This is a genomic window from Sulfuriferula plumbiphila, from assembly GCF_009938015.1.
In the GTDB taxonomy this organism is placed as follows: Bacteria; Pseudomonadota; Gammaproteobacteria; order Burkholderiales; family Sulfuriferulaceae; genus Sulfuriferula; species Sulfuriferula plumbiphila.
On sequence record NZ_AP021884.1, the window covers coordinates 2,008,703 to 2,028,078 of the forward strand.

Annotated in this window: 15 protein-coding genes; 8 read left to right on the top strand and 7 right to left on the bottom strand. The window is 60.0% G+C overall.

Annotated features, from left to right (window positions below):
- Window positions 1-18 precede the first annotated feature (18 nt).
- From GZH91_RS10480 to GZH91_RS10515, 8 genes are all read left to right on the top strand, one after another.
- Window positions 19-1,284: a hypothetical protein gene (locus tag GZH91_RS10480; RefSeq protein ID WP_147073256.1), complete on the top strand. Its 1,266-nt coding sequence runs from the start codon at window positions 19-21 to the stop codon at window positions 1,282-1,284.
- A 3-nt stretch (window positions 1,285-1,287) separates the two neighbouring features.
- Window positions 1,288-2,373: a hypothetical protein gene (locus GZH91_RS10485; RefSeq protein WP_147073254.1), complete on the top strand. Its 1,086-nt coding sequence runs from the start codon at window positions 1,288-1,290 to the stop codon at window positions 2,371-2,373.
- Window positions 2,370-2,765, top strand: coding sequence for a hypothetical protein (locus GZH91_RS10490; RefSeq protein WP_147073252.1), 396 nt, complete (start codon window positions 2,370-2,372; stop codon window positions 2,763-2,765). The genes GZH91_RS10485 and GZH91_RS10490 overlap by 4 nt, the downstream gene beginning before the upstream one ends.
- A 3-nt stretch (window positions 2,766-2,768) precedes the next feature.
- On the top strand, window positions 2,769-4,784 hold the full coding sequence (locus tag GZH91_RS10495; RefSeq protein WP_147073250.1) for a hypothetical protein: 2,016 nt from the start codon (window positions 2,769-2,771) through the stop codon (window positions 4,782-4,784).
- A complete protein-coding gene (locus GZH91_RS10500) occupies window positions 4,777-4,998 on the top strand; it encodes a hypothetical protein (RefSeq protein ID WP_147073248.1) in 222 nt (73 codons plus the stop codon). Before GZH91_RS10495 ends, GZH91_RS10500 begins: the two co-directional genes overlap by 8 nt.
- Window positions 4,999-5,074: 76 nt before the next feature.
- On the top strand, window positions 5,075-5,377 hold the full coding sequence (locus GZH91_RS10505; protein ID WP_147073246.1) for a DUF6127 family protein: 303 nt from the start codon (window positions 5,075-5,077) through the stop codon (window positions 5,375-5,377).
- Window positions 5,374-5,850, top strand: a complete 477-nt coding sequence (locus GZH91_RS10510) for a hypothetical protein (protein WP_147073244.1) — start codon at window positions 5,374-5,376, stop codon at window positions 5,848-5,850. The genes GZH91_RS10505 and GZH91_RS10510 overlap by 4 nt, the downstream gene beginning before the upstream one ends.
- The gene (locus GZH91_RS10515) at window positions 5,847-6,314 is read left to right on the top strand and encodes a lysozyme (RefSeq protein WP_170227448.1); all 468 of its coding nucleotides are present in this window, start codon (window positions 5,847-5,849) and stop codon (window positions 6,312-6,314) included. The genes GZH91_RS10510 and GZH91_RS10515 overlap by 4 nt, the downstream gene beginning before the upstream one ends.
- Here the strand turns inward: GZH91_RS10515 and mcrC are convergent.
- Genes mcrC through GZH91_RS10550 form a run of 7 tightly spaced genes read right to left on the bottom strand, consistent with a single transcriptional unit; the run spans window position 6,308 to window position 19,374 of the window.
- Window positions 6,308-7,432 (bottom strand): 5-methylcytosine-specific restriction endonuclease system specificity protein McrC, encoded by a 1,125-nt coding sequence (gene mcrC, locus GZH91_RS10520; RefSeq protein ID WP_147073241.1) that lies wholly within the window; start codon window positions 7,430-7,432, stop codon window positions 6,308-6,310. The genes GZH91_RS10515 and mcrC overlap by 7 nt on opposite strands.
- Window positions 7,432-9,663, bottom strand: coding sequence for an AAA family ATPase (locus GZH91_RS10525; RefSeq protein ID WP_147073239.1), 2,232 nt, complete (start codon window positions 9,661-9,663; stop codon window positions 7,432-7,434). The genes mcrC and GZH91_RS10525 overlap by 1 nt, the downstream gene beginning before the upstream one ends.
- Window positions 9,664-9,671: 8 nt before the next feature.
- Window positions 9,672-10,394 (bottom strand): hypothetical protein, encoded by a 723-nt coding sequence (locus tag GZH91_RS10530; protein ID WP_147073237.1) that lies wholly within the window; start codon window positions 10,392-10,394, stop codon window positions 9,672-9,674.
- Complete coding sequence (pglZ, locus tag GZH91_RS10535; protein WP_147073235.1) at window positions 10,391-12,412, bottom strand: BREX-3 system phosphatase PglZ; 2,022 nt, start codon at window positions 12,410-12,412, stop codon at window positions 10,391-10,393. Before pglZ ends, GZH91_RS10530 begins: the two co-directional genes overlap by 4 nt.
- Entirely contained in the window at window positions 12,409-15,252 is a 2,844-nt protein-coding gene (locus GZH91_RS10540) for a DEAD/DEAH box helicase (protein ID WP_147073232.1), read from the bottom strand. Before GZH91_RS10540 ends, pglZ begins: the two co-directional genes overlap by 4 nt.
- 2 nt (window positions 15,253-15,254) lie before the next feature.
- Window positions 15,255-18,035 (bottom strand): DNA methyltransferase, encoded by a 2,781-nt coding sequence (locus GZH91_RS10545; protein WP_147073230.1) that lies wholly within the window; start codon window positions 18,033-18,035, stop codon window positions 15,255-15,257.
- Complete coding sequence (locus tag GZH91_RS10550; protein WP_174861852.1) at window positions 18,028-19,374, bottom strand: hypothetical protein; 1,347 nt, start codon at window positions 19,372-19,374, stop codon at window positions 18,028-18,030. Before GZH91_RS10550 ends, GZH91_RS10545 begins: the two co-directional genes overlap by 8 nt.
- Window positions 19,375-19,376 lie beyond the last annotated feature (2 nt).

Genomic DNA, 19,376 nt, shown 5'->3' on the forward strand with positions numbered 1-19,376 from the left:
TAGACAGGAACCCATGAAATGATCGACCTGACCGTCAAATACTTCAACAGCGGCATGACCGGCGCGCCACAGATCTCCAACAACTGGGGCGATCTGGTGACGATGCTCGATGCCTGCCTCGTCAATGGCTTCGCGCTGAAAGCCATCGACACCTTGACCTTCGCCGATGGCATCGCCACAGCCACCATTTCCACCGGCCACGCCTATCGGCCTTTTCAGGTGGTCGAGATCGCTGGAGCCGAGCAGCCTGAGTACAACGGTTCATTCCGTGTGCTGTCGACGACCACGACCGCCTTCACCTATGCGGTGACCGGAGCGCCGGTGTCGCCCGCGACGACGACCACTAACCTGAGCGCCAAAGTGGCTCCACTTGGGTGGGAGAAGCCGTTCGCGGGGACGAGCAAGGCCGCCTATCGCAGCAAAAACCCACAGTCGCCGCAGAACATCCTGCTGATCGACAACAGCCTCAAGACGCCCAACTACACGACGGGGTGGGCGAAGTGGGCCAACGTCGGGATCGTGGAAGACCTGTCCGACATCGACACCATCGTTGGCGCACAGGCTCCGTATGACCCGAACAACCCGACGCAGAACTGGAAACAGGTCACCGCTAGCCAGTGGGGTTGGTACAAATGGTTCCACGCACGTGGCCCCCAGTACGAAAGCAACGGCGACAGCGGCGGCGGAGGTCGCAACTGGGTGTTGATCGGTGACGACCGTCTGTTCTTCCTGTTCTGCACCAATGCAGCGGGCTACGGCTGGTATGGCCGCAACAGCTATTGCTTCGGCGATCTGATCAGCTTCAAACCCGGTGACAACTACGCGACGGTGCTGGCCGCCGACGACAACTACTCGGGGATGAGCAACTACTGGAGCTATCCAGGGCAGTTCAGCGGCTACGGGCTGGTTTCGTCCCTGGACTTCACCGGCAAGGTGCTGCTGCGCAATCACACCCAACTCGGCAATCCCGTCCGGTTCGGACTCACGTCGCTGAACACCAACAACGGCCAGCAGATCTGCGGTCGGGGCCCGATGCCGTTCCCGAATGGAGCCGACTACAGTTTGTGGCTGTTGCCCACCTACGTGCGGCAGGAGGACGGCCATATGCGCGGCATCCTGCCCGGGATGCTGTGGATGCCCCAGGACCGGCCCTATAGCGATCAGACCATCGTGGACAACGTGGTGGGTCAGGCGGGTAAGCGCTTCTTGCTGGTCAGGACGCAGTACAGCTCGGAAACCGAAGGCGCACAGATCGCGTTCGACATCACTGGCCCGTGGAGGTAAGCCATGAGCTACCCGCTGAGCGAGTCTTTCGCCACGGCTCCTGCGACCGGCTACACCGCCGTCCTCGGCGGAATGGCCGCGACACACAACAACGTGCAGCAGTCCATCGATATCTCGGCCCCCAATAGCCAGTCCATCCTGCGCTTCAACGAAACCGCCCACGGTGACTTCTGGTTCGAGGCGGATGTTGAGTTTCTGACCGACCCGAGCGCCCGCAAGCACATCGGCCTGTGGATGACCACCGGCAACGGTTCCGAGGGCTACCGGTTCGCACATATTGACGGTGCCTGGAGCGTGACACGCTGGAACAGCGGCTTTGGCGACGGCGCGGCAGTGACGGGCGGTGTCAACGATGGAGCGAAGCCGGTCGCGGGCGTTATAGACGTGGCCCCGACCTTCAACGTCGGCCAGCGGATGCCCCTGCGCTGTGAGGTCATCGTCGGAGCCTTTGACGCCAACGGCGTTCCGTGGGCGCGCCTGATCCAGTTCAAGGCCGGTGGGGTGCTGATGTTCCAGGTCGGGGATGCTGCCTACAGGGGCAAGCTGATCCCGGGCGTGTTCCTGTATGGGGCCACGGCGCGCGTCCACGCGATTGCGGGTGACACGCCGTCAGGTCTGCCCGCGTTTCCGGCAACCGTGGGCGTGAACGCCGCCGATGACCTGCTGCCGCTCGCGGGTGGGTCGACTTCGGTGCCCCCTGATCCGGCCGCCAACATCGCCGTCAACGCCGACTGCGACCTGATGCGCTTGAACAGCCCCAACTCTGAGCTGTGGAACCGGGGTGGTGGCTACGACTGGCACTTTCACGCGATTCCGAATGGCCGCAAGAACATCCACTTCAGCGGCCACGGCTTCATCGCCGGAACCGTCAAGGAGAAGGGCCAGCCCGACCAGCCCCTGGTGCGGCGGGTGCAACTGGTCAGCGAGAACACCCGCGTCCTGGTGGCCGAGACCTGGAGCGACACCACGGGCGCGTACCGGTTCGAGCTTATCGACCCGGCCCAGAGATACACCGTGGTCAGCTACGACCACAAGCAGATGTACCGCGCCGTGATCGCGGACAACCTTCATCCGGAGATGATGCCGTGACCGTTGCCATCACTGTCGAACACAACGAGGCGCGACTGGCGGGCACCCTGGCATTCCTGGATGCCGGTAGCAATCCGGCGCGTCTGCGCATCTACGGCGGGACACGACCCGCCAACCCGGCCACGACGCCGACCAGCGCGATGCTGGTCGAGATCAGGCTGACCAAACCCGCAGGCACGATTGCAGGTGGACTCTTGACGCTGACGCAGCAAGAAGACGGGCTGATCACGGCGACCGGCATCGCCACCTGGGCGCGGCTGGTCAACGGCAACGAAGTCACGGCCCTGGATCTGGACTGCAGCGGTACCGACGGCAGCGGTGACGTGAAGCTGGCCAGCACCAACCTCTATCTGGGCGGCGATGCCCGGATGGTGTCTGCGATCCTGGGGTAGTCCGTGCCTGCCGTTCTCAACGAGGTGACCCTGGTCGCCGCGTTGCCTGCGCCCACCGCCAGCGTGGCGGTCGGGCCTCCGCTGGTCGATCTGCTGTTTGACCAACCGGCTGCCACCGACGCCAACTTGGTGTTCGGGGCCAACTACATCGCGCCGCGCGACGACGTCGTGGTGCTGGCCAGCCTGCCGTTGCCGGTCGTGGCGATCAAGTTCATCCCGCCAGCGCGGGCCGCACTGCTGGCCGAGCTACCTGCATTGACGGTGACCACGCTGTTGCTGCGCCCGAGCGTCCCCTTGGACGTGACCGGTGCAAGTCTTCCTGGTGTCGTGTTCTCCGGCGAGGTCAGGTACTACTCGCGCACGCAGCGACCGACAGTCGGCCAGACCGCACACGCTTGGCAGGTGGCAGCGCAGACGGAAGATGGTTCGACACAGGGCCAGCAGGACGCTGCCGCTACACCCGCAGGCTGGGACACGTTCTGGCGACGCACCTTGGGTGTTCCTCAAGGCATCGAGCACAGGTTGCCGCCGGTGCTGGCGGCAGCGCCCGAGCAACGAGGCGCTCGCCACCAGGATGCGACCCGGCTGCAGGATTCGACGTGGTTTGCGCACCAGGACGCCACGCGTTTTGCGGCGACCCGACAAGGTCTGTTCCAGAACGCAGGCCCGTTGCGGGACACCACGCGATTTCGGCATCAGGACGGCGACCGCACCAAACGCGCGGGGCGGGTGAGCTTTTGGCAAATCGCGCGTCTGCTCACCGAGCGCCAGGGGAGTGATTTTCAGATTGCCAGCCCGTCACTCAAGGGCTGGAGTGTCCGGTATCAGGACGCCGTGCCGCCACCGCTGGGGATCAGCGTCTGGGTGGTTCCACAACCGCCAGCGCCGATACCTTGCTACACGCCGAGCGCGCATCTGCTGTTCGCCGCTTTGGCCCCAGCGGACAGCCACTTGCTGTTCGTCTGTGAAAACCACATCAACCCACCGCCTCCCGATGGGGAGCCGGTGGTCGTTCCTGTTCGGAGGGTCTATTTCGTGATCAACAACGTGACCCTGTACCGCGTGTCCGATGGCGCGCCGGTGCCGGTGTTCAACCTTTCGCTGTCGCTCGATGCATCGTCCTGGGCGTGGGGCTTCGATGCGGTGCTCCCTGCGAAAGCCGAGGCGCTGGTCGCGGGCAGCGCTTCCGGGCCCGTCGAACTCGTGGCCAGCGTCAACGGCACCCCGTTTCGCGTGCTGGCCGAGAGCATCAGCCGCGAGCGCATCTTTGGTGACGCCAGCATCCGCATCTCCGGACGGGGGCGCAACGCCGTTCTGGCCGCGCCCTACGCGCCGGTGATGACGTTCTCGAATACCGAAGGCCGCACTGCTCGGCAGTTGATGGACGATGTGCTCACGGTCAATGGCATCCCGCTGGGCTGGGCGGTCGATTGGGGCCTGACGGACTGGAACGTCCCCGCCGGTGCGTTCGCGCAGCAGGGGTCGTGGATCGACGCACTGACCGCCATTGCCGGTGCTGCAGGTGGCTACTTGATTCCGCATCCCTCGGCCCAGAGCATCCGCGTGCGTCACCGCTACCCGGTCGCGCCTTGGGAATGGAGCACGGTCACGCCCGACTTCGTGTTGCCCGTCGATGCTGTCGCCCGCGAGTCGCTGCGCTGGTTGGAAAAGCCTGCGTACAACCGCGTGTTCGTTTCCGGGCAGGACGTAGGCGTGCTCGGGCAGGTGACCCGGGCCGGGACTGCCGGAGAAGTGCTGGCACCGATGGTCGTCGACCCGCTGATCACCGAGGCGGCCGCCGCGCGGCAGCGTGGCGTAGCCGTGCTCGCCGACACGGGTCACCAGCTCGAGGTCAGCCTGCGCCTGCCGGTGCTCGCCGAGACCGGGATCATCGAGCCCGGTGCGTTCGTGGAGTACCAGGACGGCAGCGTCACGCGATTGGGCATTGTCCGCGCGACCCAAGTGGAAGCCGGGTTGCCCGAGGTCTGGCAGACGCTGGGAGTGCAGGCCTATGCGTAACCTCTACGAGCAGTTTCGCCAACTGATCCCCGACCCGCCGCTGCAGGCGGGCACAGTGAGCGACGTCGGCTCTGGCGTGGTCACGGTCGCATTGCCCGGTGGCGGCCGAATCAAGGCGAGGGGCTCTGCGGCCCTTGGCCAGAAGGTGTTCGTGCGCGACGACGCCATCGAAGGCATTGCGCCCAGCCTGACGCTGGAAATCATCGAGATCTGAAACCCAACTGATTCAACCCTGAGACCCGCCCTGATGCTCACGCATCGGGCGGGTTTCGTATTTCTGGAGAAAGCAAATGACCGAACCTGAACAACAACCGGCGCTCGTCGAGAACATGCTCCTGCTGCGCAAGGAGGATTTCGACGATCTGCTCGACCGTGCCGCCGAACGTGGTGCTGAACGCTGCCTCGCCCATCTTGGACTGGAGAACGGCCACGCTGCCCGCGACATCCGGGAGCTGCGCGATCTGCTGGAAGCTTGGCGCGACGCCCGCCGCACGGCTTGGCAGACGACCATCAAGGTGGCCACCACAGGCATCCTGGCCGCGTTGCTGGTCGGTGCCGCCATCAAGCTCAAGCTGATGGGAGGCCCCCAATGATCGAAACCCTCCTCGGTGGCCTCCTGGGCGGGGTCTTCCGTCTTGCGCCCGAAATCCTCAAGTGGCTGGACCGCAAGGGCGAACGCGGCCACGAGCTGGCCATGCAGGACAAGGCGCTGGAGTTCGAGAAAATTCGCGGCGCGCAGCGGATGGCCGAGATCGGTGCGAGCGCCGAAGCCGCCTGGAACGTCGGTGCCGTCGATGCGCTGCGTGAGGCCGTCCGCACCCAAGGTGAGAAGACCGGTGTGCGCTGGGCCGATGCGTTGTCTATCAGCGTGCGACCGGTAATCACCTACTGGTTCATGGCGCTGTACTGTGCGGCCAAGACGGCTGCTTTCGCGGCCGCCGTCACCGCTGGCTCTGGCTGGGGCACGGCCATCCTGCACGCATGGACGGAAGCCGATCAGGCGCTGTGGGCCGGGGTTCTGAACTTCTGGTTCCTCGGGCGCGTGTTCGACCGGGTGCGCTCGTGACCGGGGTGCCGAAAACGGCCATCGAGCTGGCCAAGCGCTTTGAGGGGTTCCACCGGGTGCCGAGGATCGATCCGGGCCGCGCGCATCCGTACATCTGCCCAGCGGGCTACTGGACGATTGGCTACGGCCATCTGTGCGAGTCGACGCACCCGCCGATCACGGAGTCCGAGGCCGAGGTCTATCTTACGCACGACCTGCAAACGGCGCTCGCCGCAACGCTGCGCTACTGCCCGGTGCTCGCAACCGAACCCGAAGGGCGACTTTCGGCCATTGTGGATTTCACCTTCAACCTTGGCGCGGGGCGGCTGCAGACATCGACGCTTCGGCGACGGATCAACCAGCGGGATTGGGCGGTATCAGCTCAGGAGCTCTGCCGATGGATCTATGGTGGCGGAAAGGTCTTGCCAGGTTTGGTGGCAAGGCGAAAGGTCGAGGCGGCGCTGATGTCTGGCCTTCACTACTGAAGCGCTGGCTCACACAAGCGCAGCAATTGCGATCGAATCTCGCCGGGCGATGCTGTCAGATCCACCGTCGCAAATCGGATGCCATGCCCCTGGATGACAACCGTCTCATCAACGGCGTCGCCGACGGAAGGGTGAAGCAACAGCCCACTGGCGTCATCCGCAAGCGGATCGCCGCGCCCGACCTGGGATCGCAGGTAGGCGTAGATCTGGTACACGTACCCGCTGCGCAGCGTCTCCTCTCGATACCATCCGCTCGTCACGATCGACGTGAACTTGGTGTCGATGACGATTCGCCGGCCAGAAGGCGCATGGTCGAGTACCACGTCGGTTCGCATCGTCGGCAAGATCTTGTCGATTCCCGATGTCTTCTGTTCGATTTGCCAGCCCAGCGTACCGCCACAGCGAACCCGCCATCCCTGCGGTTGCAGTACCACGTCATAGAAGCCGCCCACGGCCTTCTCGAACAGTCGCCGGACCCAGGTGACCTCGCGTTCCGGCAGAGTCAACACGTTCGTCCCTGCCACCTCAGTTGGCAAGGCAAGATCAAAAGCCAGCTTCGCCGCAGCCACCATGAATCTGTCATCAGCGTCGTTGCGGCCAAAGCGATCTGTGCTCATCTGCGCGCGAGTGGGTACATCGCCGGAAACACCCATGGCCTTCATGCCGCTGGCAAGTGAGCGGCAGCGATGAGACACGTCCTTCCTTTGCACAATTCGGGCGATGGTCTCTAGTGCCGCGCGCACAAAGCGATTGCGTGGCGTGTCGACGGTCAGCTCATCAAATCGACAGGCCACTAAGCCACGATCCAGCAATCGATGCCGCTCCGTATTCAGGACATCAATTCGCCCGCGCACGCGATTTAGGACAGCATCCCGAGATCGGTAGCCCAGGTTGAGGCGGCGGCGCTGCCTGACTTCGACTGCGTGGGCCAGAATCTCGGCGACCAGATCGGGGAGATCGTCAGGGTTGTCCTCCAGGCCAACCTTGCCGATGCCGCGAGTGCGGAACAATTCCGACGCGTACAGCATCAGCAGCCACAGATTGCGCACCGGAATACGTCCGATGTAGCCATTTGCGTCGACCGACGCGCTCTCGACCTGCTCCGCGACCACACCCATTACCAGCCCTGAAGCAGCCGCGCACACGCCTTCTGCGCTTCGTCAGGGGCGTCAAACCAATACTCATCGAGCAGTGGCCCGATCTCAGTCTCGACCACCTGCTGGAACCACTTTTTCGTGTCCCCGGCCTCCAGCCTATGGGCGGGCGTCACGTAGCTATGGCCGATCCGGAACTGCTTTCCAAGGCGAGCGTCAGCCGCTATCTGGTCATTTAGCTCTGCAATCCGGTGCTCAATATCCGCGACCAGAGCAGGATCGACAGCACACTCCTTGACAGCCCAATCCCGCCATGCGGTGCCAAGCCTTGGCTCGAGCCCCACGAAGGCGAAACGCCGACGCAACGCGAGATCGACCAGGGCCAACGACCTGTCGGCGATATTCATCGTGCCGACGACGTAGAGGTTTTCCGGAATGTGGACGGGGCGACGTTTGCCATCCGCGTCCGGGTAGCACAGTTCCAGTGCCTCATTGGGCGTGCGCTTTCCAGCTTCAAGCAGCGTCAGGAGTTCGCCGAAGATCTGCGCCGGGTTGCCACGGTTGATCTCCTCGATCACCACGACGAACTTCGACGATGGGTCCTTCGACGCTGCCTTGATCGCTTCCATGAATACGCCGTCGGCTAGCGACAATTTCCCCTCGCCGGTCGGCCGCCATCCTCTGACGAAATCCTCGTAGGACAGGTTGGGGTGAAACTGCACCGCACGGACTTTGCTTTCGTCCTTTTGACCCATCAGCGCAAACGCCAGGCGCTTCGCAAGCCACGTCTTGCCGGTGCCTGGTGGCCCCTGAAGGATCAGGTTCTTCTTGGTGCGAAGGCGGTCCAGAAGCCGATCGATCTCGTTGCGTTCAAGGAAGCATCCGTCCTTGAGAATGTCGTCGACCGAGTACGGCACGATCGGCACGGCAACATGAACGTCCTCTGGTGCAGTTGCCTCGGTAGCATCGTCACCATCATCGACGTCACCAGCGTCGTCTTCGCCGACCGGAGACTTCTCATCGGTGGGGTCCTTGTACAGCCATGCTTCCAGCGAAAGCTCAGGGTAGGAATGGACCGGGTAAGCGGTCTCCTGGAAGCGCGGCTCCAATACATCCATCACGGCAAGGTAGTCTGCCGAATTGCAGCGCCTCTTCGGGCCGTGCATGCCAATCGGCACACCGAGCTTCTTGCTGACATAGAGCTGAGAGTTGTGATCAAGGCTCAGGAACGCCCAAGGCCTGATCCAATACAGGCCGAACGTCAGATTCCATGCAACGCCTCGCCGACCGTTCGCGCTGTCGAAAGCCTTGGCGAACTCCTCGCGGGCAAGGTCATCGTCGGTATCTGCGTACGCGATACCCGCTGCGAAGACCCCCCAAAGCGCGTCAATGTGGTCGGTGGCGCGATTGATCTCGAATGGAAAGTACCAGGACTTCAAGTTGTTCAGCAGCGGGATGCCTTCGAACGTCTCTGGAACCGGCTCGTCGACGCCCAGGAATTTTGCCAACTCGGTCGCGATGATCTTGCGGTTGGAGTCCTTGATGCCCCGATTGAACAGACCCATCGTCGTGAACGGGCAGATGTCCTTTACGAAGCCCGTAGTGCCGTCTGCATACTTATCCTCTGCCAGATGGCCGAGTCCGTCGACGCGAACGGAGATCTCCCGGATTCCCTCCACAAGGGCTGCCCTGTTGGCGCGATAGGTGAGCAGCTTGTCCGCGATTGCTTCATAGAACTTTGTCCAGCCGAAGCGATGTTTGTCTGCTGCCACCGTCCCGAATCGCTCCCGCCAGTAGGGAGCGTTTCGGAAACGCTCAACGTCCTGCGGCTTGTTGTGGAAGGCGAAGCTGATCAAACCATCGGTCATCCATTCACCAGGCAAAACGCGCCACACCGTTCCCCGGTGGGTATAGAAATACCACTCACGCACCGGTTCGATTTTTGTCCAGTCAACCTTAACTCGCTGACCATCATTCAGGTTCTCAGTGATCGTACCAATTGCCTTGATCGCCATCACCGAAACCGCTTGTCCACGGCTGTCAAAGGGTAGCCCATGCTTGCGCGTGTAGGACGACTTGATGGCGATCTGATCTCCTGGTCGCATCGATCGCACCACGTCGAGATGCTTGTCCTCGTAGCCGTTCTCCCAAATCCCCTCGGACAGAAAGCGTGGCAACTGATCGTCCGTGCCCCCGTAGCTTGCGCCAACAAACCAGCTCGCCTGTGCGCTCGAGTTCTCTGTTTTTATGTTCATGGATGTCCTCAGATAGTGCTGCGCAAAGCGACGAACTGGTTACTCGGCCCCTCCGACCGTAGGTCGAGGTATGGGGAGTTCGAGACGACGTAGGCCAAAGGTCTCGTTAAACGGAATGGAAACAGGACAGGCAGTGATTGCAGGCTATGAACTGAAACAGGCTTGCCGACGTAGCGCACAGCCGCCTCGATCAGCCATACCGTGAGTTCGTCGCTGTCGATAGGCGTCGCTGCAAGACGGATGACGCGCTTGCCTTTCTCGACACGCTCTACCGCGCCCCAGCTTGCTTGTGTCTGGATGACCATATTGGTCATGCGTCGCGTGCCTTCGCGTTCGCCGTAGATCTCGCTCATACGGCGATGCACTTCGGCAGCTGCGCAGTCGTCTTGGATGGCCGACAAGCGACCCACCAACTCAGACACTTTCCCGAAAAACGGATAGCAGGCTATGGCCACGCCCCAGCACAGTACCGGAATTGGTGTGTCGGGCTGGCTTTTGTAAAGAGCCGCCGCCCGGTCGGCGAAGTCCACCAGCTCGGCGCGTGGCTCCAACCACAGCCGGTTCAAGACGGTTCGTGTTTTTTTCTTGGCTTCCACGCCAAGTTCGGCTGCGTCGAGCAGTGCATTCAGATCATCTAGCCCAGCTGTACCCGCACGAACCCGCAGTGCCGCAGCCGCCCAATCAAGCTGAATGAACCGATCGAACCCAATCTGAGGGGCTGATGTATTCATTCGTTTCCAATCACATATTTAACTTTCACAAACGGCACGATCAGCTCTTCTACCGAGATGCCGCCGTGGACAACCACTTGCTCGCCATCGGGAACAAAAGCCGTTCGGCCACCCGCGAATAAGGGCATATAGCCCGCCGGTAGTCCAGCGATGTCCAAGTGCACTGAGTTGGCATTTGCCGCTGCGGATTTAGCCAACAACGATTCACTGCGATACACGCGCACCCGTTCGCCACGGGCTTCTGGAACATCCCCTTCAGATGGACGTCCCACGCCAACAGCTTCAACGTTGCCGTGATCCGCTGTCAGGTAAATATGAAAGCCTCTGTCGAGCAGCATCGCAAACAAGCGATCGACGAAGCCTGTTTTCAACCAGTTCGCGATCCACAAGGCCACATCTTGTTTGGAGCGTTCCTTGTGCAGTCGGTCATCCACCTCGTCGACCACCAACCCGACCACCTTGGGCCGACGATCGTCCAGCGCTGCTTGCAAGGCATCCAGCTGCTCAATCTGCCGCAACGAGCGCTGGTAGTAGATTTCGCCCGGCTTGACGCCTTGCTCCTGCCAGTAGGCCTTCCACAGGTACTCTTCTTTGTTGGTATGGCCGATCGACTCTTCGAATTCCCGCGGTTTACGGCCAGAGAACAGGGCCTGCCGCGACACCGAGGTCACGGTGGGGAGCCAAGCGAAGGAAGTACCTTCATCAAACGCAAAGCGCTTCGTCGCCTCGACTAACCGCTCCCGAATCTGTACCCACTGGTCCAAGGCTAAGCCATCAAAAACCAGGAGTGCGATCTTGTCGGCCCCGAGCGCTTTCCGGCGAGAGCTCAGATAGTCGGGAATCCGATGCACCATCACCGGCCCGTTGTGGAACGAGAGCGTGCTCAGATCCGCATAGTGCTTGGCAGCCACCCACGCATGTAGCTGCGCATCCGACTGTTCTTGCAGTGTTTTCACGAGAGCCTGCACCTCTGCCAAACCGTCTGTGCCATAGGCATTGCCCAGATCGTGCACGCGGGCGAGAGTTTCGCCGTACTGCTTGGCAAACTCGCTCCAGGCCTTGTGCGTAGCCGTCGCGCTTGGAATCGCGTCAATCAGCTTGGCAATTCCCTTTTTCACAAAAGCGTTGCGCGCTTGCGGGTCTTGCACAATCCCGGCCTTGATCCAGCCTGGCGCGTCAGCTGGCACAACCTCAACGACCAGCGGGTGCAAGGAGCCATTCAAGAACATCGAATCAACGATGGATTGCACATCCGAGTGCGCAAACGGAATATCGACTTTGGCCACGTAATCGGGGGGTGGTGGCTCGCCAATGCGTGAGCCTTCCATGCCCAAGTTCGCCAGGTAGCGATGCCAAGCCTCCTGCACCACGCGCAGCAACGCACTCTTCGACGACAGCCACGCGGCCACCGGAAGGCCTGCAAGCAGTCCCTTGCTCTGGATGATGCTGGCTGCGTGCTCGGCAAAGACCAGGGGCAGCGCACGGTTAGCAAAGTGCATCCGCAGCACATCACGCCAGAAATCACTTTCCGTGCGAATGCTGGAGCGCGGTGCCAGGTGGTAGACCCGCTCCAGTATGAAATCTTTGGACTCGTTCTCGCCGCGAATACCCTGCAGCTCGGTGTCGTGCGCCTCCAGCAAGGCGGCAAAGTGCTCGGGTTCAAGCTGCTTGACCACGTTGTAAGCCAAACGCGGAAACAACTGTGCCAAGCCCAGACTTACGACACGACCATAGTGCCCAAGGTCCCAAGGCAGCTCATTGGGATCTGCACCGCGCCAATGCACAACCACAGCGGGCGTGGGGCCGGGCTCGCCTCGGTCCCAGGCGGCGCGATAGCGCTCCTCAAACTCTGTACGGAACACAAAGGGGTCTTCGTACAACAGCACCTCGAAGCCACGGCTGCGCAGTTCGGCCAGCAAACGCTCGTCCAGCAAGACGTCGTCCGGATCGCAGGCCACCCACAGCCGGTCGAGATCAGCTGTGAAGCGACTGAGAATTCGTTCAATCCACTGGCTCATGTGCTTTGTGTCTCCCTCACGTTCTCGCCAGGCTGAACCTCGGCGGAGACGCGTACCATCATTACCGCGTTCAGATCCGGCACACTGGCCGCAGCCTCGGCCAAGGCGGCCAGTCTGGCGTCGTGTTCTTGTTGCAGACGCTTGCGACGATGCTCGCGGACAGCAGGCAGCCCGATGCGGCCGATAGCCTGTTGCCTTGCTTCAAAGGCGTAGTCAGCACGCTCCCGCTCCTCTTGCAGTCGGGTCCGATGCGCCTCCAGCATCTCGGTAAAGATCCGCTCGCCTTGGGCTTTTGCCGCCGTGAGTGCTGCGTCAAACCATTTCACAGCCTCTTCGGTGCCGCTGACCCCGTGTACGACCACTGTTTCGGTCAGCAGCAAATCCCACACGCGTTTGGCCGTCGGCACAAAAGCGCGGCCCTCTTCGTTGGTAAAAACGGGCAGGTAACGCTTGCGGTTCAAGCCTTCCGCCGCAAGGCTGATCTCCCAGAGGGACCACACTCCGCTCACAGAATCAGGCAGGCCCGTCACCCGTATCACTGGCAAGGGTTGGCCTGCCACAAAGCGGGGCAACTCGCTGATCACTGCGCGCGCGCGCGGGTCTTCCAGCGTCACCCACTCAATGTCATGGTTCTCGTCAGCGGTACGCGCGTCAAAGCAAACCTGCGCTGCTTCGCTGCCATCCGCCCAAGTCACACGCCACGCCTTGCCCACCTTGGTTGCTGCACCGCCGCGTGCGGCCAAGCCAGAGGTGATGGCTCGCTCCAGCCAGAACTGTGCCGGGTGGTCGCGCCATTTGCGGGCATCGTCCGCTTCCAGCTCGTGCGCGTCCGAGAGCAATTCGCTGCTCTTTTTTGACTCGGCCAAGGTCTCGCGCAACTGCGAAACCACCGCATCGCATTCCTGCTCTATCGAAGCCGGGTTCTGCAAACCATGCACGAACAGCTCTTCGAACAAAGGCTCTGCTTCCGCCGAGTCCATCACGTCGGACGCCTTGTCCACGCCGAACTGTTGGGCGATCACTTCCAGCTTTTCTTCCAGCACCTGGCGAACCCGGTGCTCCACGGTGTCTTCCAGCACAAAGTTGATGGCGCGCACCACGTGCCGCTGGCCAATACGGTCGACGCGGCCGATGCGCTGTTCAATGCGCATCGGGTTCCAAGGCATGTCGAAATTGACGATGACGTGGCAGAACTGCAGGTTCAAACCTTCGCCGCCAGCGTCTGTCGAGATCAGTACGCGCACGTCTTGAGAGAACGCCTTTTGCGCCTTGCTGCGTGCATCCAGATCCATGCCGCCGTTAAGGGTGGCCACCGAAAAGCCACGGCTTTCCAGGTAATTGGCCAGCATGGCTTGGGTCGGCACAAACTCGGTGAAGAGCAGCACCTTCAGGGCAGGGTCGTTTTCTTCCTGCTGCAGTTTGTAGATCAGCTCCAGCAAGGCTTCTGCCTTGGCATCGGTGCCCGAGGCTTCGGTCTCGCGGGCCAGAGCGAGCAGTATTTCCACTTCGGACTTTTCCAGCTCCCAGCCGGTGGCCTGCATGGCCAAATCCACCTGCGACTGGCCGTCCAGGTCAGCCCAGTCTTCCTCGCTGGTGTTCTCAAACAACGAGGGTTGTGGCTGGGGCTCCTCCAGCAATGCCAGCCGCTTTTCCAGCGTCGTGCGAATAGCGGCAGTGCTGGACGTCACTAAACGCTGCATCAGAATCATCAAAAACCCGATATGACGCTGCTTGGCGGCCATTGCCTGGTTGTAGCCATGGCGCACGTAGTCGGTCACGGCCTCATACAAGCGCCGCTGCGCGTTGTGGCGCGCCTGCCAGGCCACGGCCTGCAGCCGGGTGACTCGCGGCTTGAAGAGTGGCTGACCATCGGCGTTGATCGACAGCCGCTTTTCTGTACGAATCACAAACGGCCGCACGCGATCGCGGTTCACGCTGCTTTCGTCAGGGAAGGCGTCGCGGTCCAGCAACTGCATCAAGCGCAGGAACTGGTCGGTCTTTCCCTGGTGCGGCGTGGCTGACAGCAACAGGAGGTAGGGCGATGCTTCTGCCAATGCTGCACCCAGCTTGTAGCGCGCCACCTGTTCGGTGCTGCCGCCCATACGGTGGGCTTCATCGATGATGACCAAATCCCAAGAGGCCGAGATCAGGTCTTCAAAGCGTTCGCGGTTGTAGTTGTTGAGCTGCTCCAGACTCCAGCCGCGCCGACTCTCCATCGGTTTGACCGAATCCAGTGAGCAGATCACCTGGTCATGCATACGCCACAGGTTGTCTTCATCCCCCTGGTTGCCACTGCGCCATTGGCGAAATGCAGCCAACTCAGAGGGCTCGATGAACTGCAGATGCTCACCGAAATGCAAACGCATTTCCGCCTGCCACTGGCGCACCAACCCCTTAGGCGCGACCACCAGCACTCTTTTCACCCGGCCGCGTAGCTTCAATTCCCGCAACACCAGCCCGGCTTCGATGGTCTTGCCCAAGCCCACCTCATCTGCCAGCAGGTAACGAATACGGTCGCGGCTGATGGCGCGATTCAGTGCGTACAACTGATGCGGCAGTGGCACCACGCTGGACTGGATGGGCGCGAGCAACAAGTTGTCTTCCAGCGCATCCAGCAGCTTGGCCGCCGCCGTGGTGTGCAGGATTTCCTCCACCGTAGGGCGAACGCTGTCCAACGGCGCAAGATCTGAGGCACGTGCCCGCACCACTGCGTCTTTGGCTGGCAGCCAGACGCGGTAAGCACTCTCACCCCATACCTCTTGCCGATCGATGACGCGACAAGACGCAGCCTGTCGCGTCAGCCAGCACCAATCGCCAACGTTGAAGCCGCCGCCCGCCACGCTCAGAGCCCGTCCTCTGTGCGGGTCAACGCCATGTCATAGAGGGTGAGCAGCTTTTCATCTTCCTGAAGCGTCTCCTCGGGCAGCTTGTTGGCGACGTTGATGATGGTCTGGTATTCCTTGGTCGCCCACGCCGCCCGGAAACCAGCACGCAGCACCTCCAGACGCGACTCTTTGATCTTGCGTCCGGTGAAGGCCTTGTAGGTCTCGAACTCTTTCAGCAGTGCTTTTTCGCGCTTCATTTCCAAGTCTTGCGCCTTGTTCGGGTCAGGCACGTACCAGCGATCTTTGGCCTTTGTCATCAGGGCCGGGTCATTCTTTTCGAGGCCACGCTGGTCTTTGTGGTTCGAGGAGAGGTAGCTGTGAATCTGGCTGGGTACTTCACCCTTGCCATCGTATTGAATGAAGTTTTCATCCAGCAGTCGGGCGAGCTCAGGTATCACTTCACCTTTCTTTTTCGCCGCGCCAATAATTGGCATGTATTCCGATGTAATTTCTGCATATGTTGACGGACGTTTCTTCAAGAAATCAGATAGCCAGTCGATAGCACTTCGCTCGTCAGAAACGAACATTTCAATCTGAGGTGCCACAGCCACCTGCAGCCGCTTTTTGTCATATTCCGCAGCTTGCTCAGGTAGAAAAATCATCCCGTCACGCGGTTCAAAACGCTGGCTGAGACCTGACTGAAATTCCTGACTGGACAATGGCACGACAAAGTCATGCTTCACAAACCACGCCACCATGCGGTCAAAGATGATTCGCGGGTCGCGCTCCTGAATAAATTCAAGTTCGCCACCCTTCATTTTGACGGACGGAAGATACCCTAAGTGCGTTCGAACAAAGTCCCACACAGAATCGACTTGACCTCCCGCTTTGATGAACCGCGCTTCCAGTCCGCCATTGGGTTTATAGGCAGTGATGACCAAGTCCTGTTTGACAGATGTTGCGTTTGAAACCGCATTAAAGCTGCCCTGCACCTTGTTCAGCGCGGATACGTTGGCGATGACGAATCCCGCCTCCTGCAGAGCGGTTCGAATTCCGTTCCAAACGGCAGCTTGGGTGTTCGAAAAAACGACCGTCATCCAGCGCCCGGGTTTGAGTACGCGGTAATACTCCGCAAAACAGGACTTCATCAGCCGGTAGTACTCGTGCAAGCCTTTTTGTTGGCTGTCACTCATAACCGCTTCAGGCCCTTGGTGTGTAAATACGCGATGGAAGGCCTCGACGATAAAATTCAGTTCGGAATACGCGAGGTTGTCGCCGAAAGGTGGGTCGGTAAAGATGTAATCAATGCTGCTGTCGGGCAGTCCGAGCTGGGCGGCCGTGCCTGTAGTGATCGCCGTATTGCCAGCACCGACTTTGTAATCACTGAACGCTTTGATCAGGCGGTCGAGTTTGCCGCCCAAGTTGTACCAAGGGCTGCATTCGGAATGTTGTGATGCGACGTAGTAAACGCCGGTCAAAATGCGGTTAACTTGAGAAAAGTGCGTGGGCCCATACCGATTCAATACTGATAGGCCGGCAATCGCCTGCTCGACCATGTACAACAAGAAAGCGCGGATGCGAGGATCTGGGTTTGCATTGGCTTTCTCCCAAAGTTTCCCAACGGCTTGTGCAGCGCGCGGAAGAAAAAGGTGATGAACGTGTGAAAAAGACGCCGATCCGGCACGCCATTTGTCACCCCACTTCTGCTGATCTTCTGCGGCATGCATCATTCGACTGGCCGGGAAAGCTGCAGGAAAACTCAGTGCCGCAATTTTCCCCAATACCTGACGATCGAAGTTGTCAGGTTTTTTCTCATACTTTTTGCCACTCGCTATATAGAAGATCAGGCTCGGTACCCGTTTTGCGGTTTTGAGAGCTTTTCCTGAAACGGGGTCGACTGTCGTTTCGAAGAGTTTTTCGAGCTTCTTCTTGGTAAGTTCAGCACCACAATGTGGGCAAGGGAAGTCGTCTCGGACCCGCTTGGTCTCCTCGTCCAATGCTTCATCAAGGAAGTTGACCTCCCCAGCGCAATGCGGGCAGGTGAAAACCTCACTCCACACCGTGTACTCAATCCGTCCCTTGGTTTTGCCGTCGGTGTGAGTGGTTTCGTACATCCAGCCAATATCTTGTTCCAGCTCTTTGAGCATTTGCTTGCCAGCTTTGGCAAAGACTGCGACATCGAGCGGAATGTTGTAGTTGGCACCAATGAAGGTGGCGGCTGGCGACAAATCATTGATGACGGCGCGCCGTGCGCCCCATTTGGGCGCTGGCTTGCCTTGTTTTTTCCATTCCATCTCCAATTCATGCCGATAGGTCGCCGGTGCCAAGCCACACCACTGCGCGGCAACCCCTGTCATTCCTGACCCGCCGAAAGCATCGAGAACGATGTCACCGGGTTCTGTGTAGTGCAGGATCGACGGCACGATTGCAAGATGGGGCACCTTGGTGTGATACGAGTGGGCTTTATAAAGCGCGTCTGTTTTACCAACCGTCACGTCGACTGTTTGTGGTTCCCTGCTGTACTTTGCGCTCGGGTCGTAAGGCTTGCCGTAGTGACGCACGAAGTCCTCAAGAAACGGGTTCGGGCAGGCTGTGTAGTACGGCGGATCAGACATCGCCAGGATGGCTTCATCCGTGCCCTGTGGGAATCCTTCGATCTTGCGGAACGCCGGATCTTTTAGCTTCTCGGCCAACAGCTTCAGAAAATGGTCGCGGCGCGCATTCTCGTTCGGGAATGTTTGGCCCAGACATTCCACCGGACCGGATTTTGACGATTGGCTCTGAAAAAAATCATTCATTGGGTGTGATCTCGCTAAAGTCGATCGGCGTATTGACAGCCGACTGATCTGATTTTTTTGGTTTTACCGCGATGGCAACAGCCTTCCCGGTTTCAAGTGTTTGACGGATGGCTTCTTTAAGAACAACTGACTGAGCCGGTGTCGTGCCTACCCATGCTTTGGCAACGATTGAGGTGAATGCTGAGTTGTCGAAGTGTCGGCCAACGTTATCGTAGTTAATCCGCAGCCCACCCCGAGGCCCTTTGATGCCTGGGTGTTGCTCAAGTAGCTTCCAGTAGTCCAGTGGCAAGTACATGCCGGGCACCAAACCTATGTCATCTGGATTGAAAACCAGTCTTGGGCACAGCTTCAGGAAAAAGGGGTTCTCGATCAGGCGAAAACCGTCATGGGAGTCGTTGGCCGGACAAGCCTTGATCGCCGCAAGCAGCGCATCCATCCTTGCAATTTCTTCTGTGAGCTGGGTATTGGGAAGCCGAAAAACGGCTTGCGAGACACCGTCAGCTCCATCTTCACGCTCCATCGCTTTGTACTGGACCATGACGAAACTCTGGAACGTCTCATTGAAATAGATGAGATCGGTGCCGGTTTGCTCTTCCAGGGGGAGCCTGTTGGCAAGGATGACAGTGAGTCGTTCAGACGTCGCCCCTGATTCAAATACCGCTGCGTTGTATGGGTAGGTCTTGATGATGTCAAAACCGGGCAGATGCATCAGGTCATGAATGACCATCGGGTCCTCACGCAAACGCGTGTTGGGCAGTCCATCAAGAAAAGAGACAGGGGGACGATCAGTCGGCGTCCATTCCTGTACTGATTCCCTGCTCAGGTTGGCAATCGACAAAGCGGTTAGCAGTGCTTCTTTCTGCTGCGCCAGGCCGTTTCGGGTTTTGGCAGACAGCCGCTGAATACGCTCTGCGCGCTCCTGGCTGAATCGCTCAAGTAGTGAGCTGGCTTTCGGCGCAAGCTTACGGATTGCCTCAACAACGACGGCGAAACCTTTTTCAGTAAGCAGCCCGCCAGACTCGAACCGCTTTTGGACTGACGACAGGTTGCGCTTTGGCAATAGCTTGAATATCCGGTGTAGTGCCAATGGCTCCGGTAGCGTCTCTGCTTTGTCGAAATTGAGTCGTCGAAGGCCAGTACCCGCGCGACTACCTCTGCGCCCCATTGCAATATGCGTAATCTTTCGGCCATCGAGAATGAAGCAGACCAAAGCCGCATTGCGACTATGTTGAAAGTCTGCCACGGGCTCGGCAAACGGCTGTTCCTCCTCGACACACGCGAGGAAAGCTGTCATCCGACTCTTGGAGAGAACAGCGACGAAGCCGCTTGCTTTAGCCATTT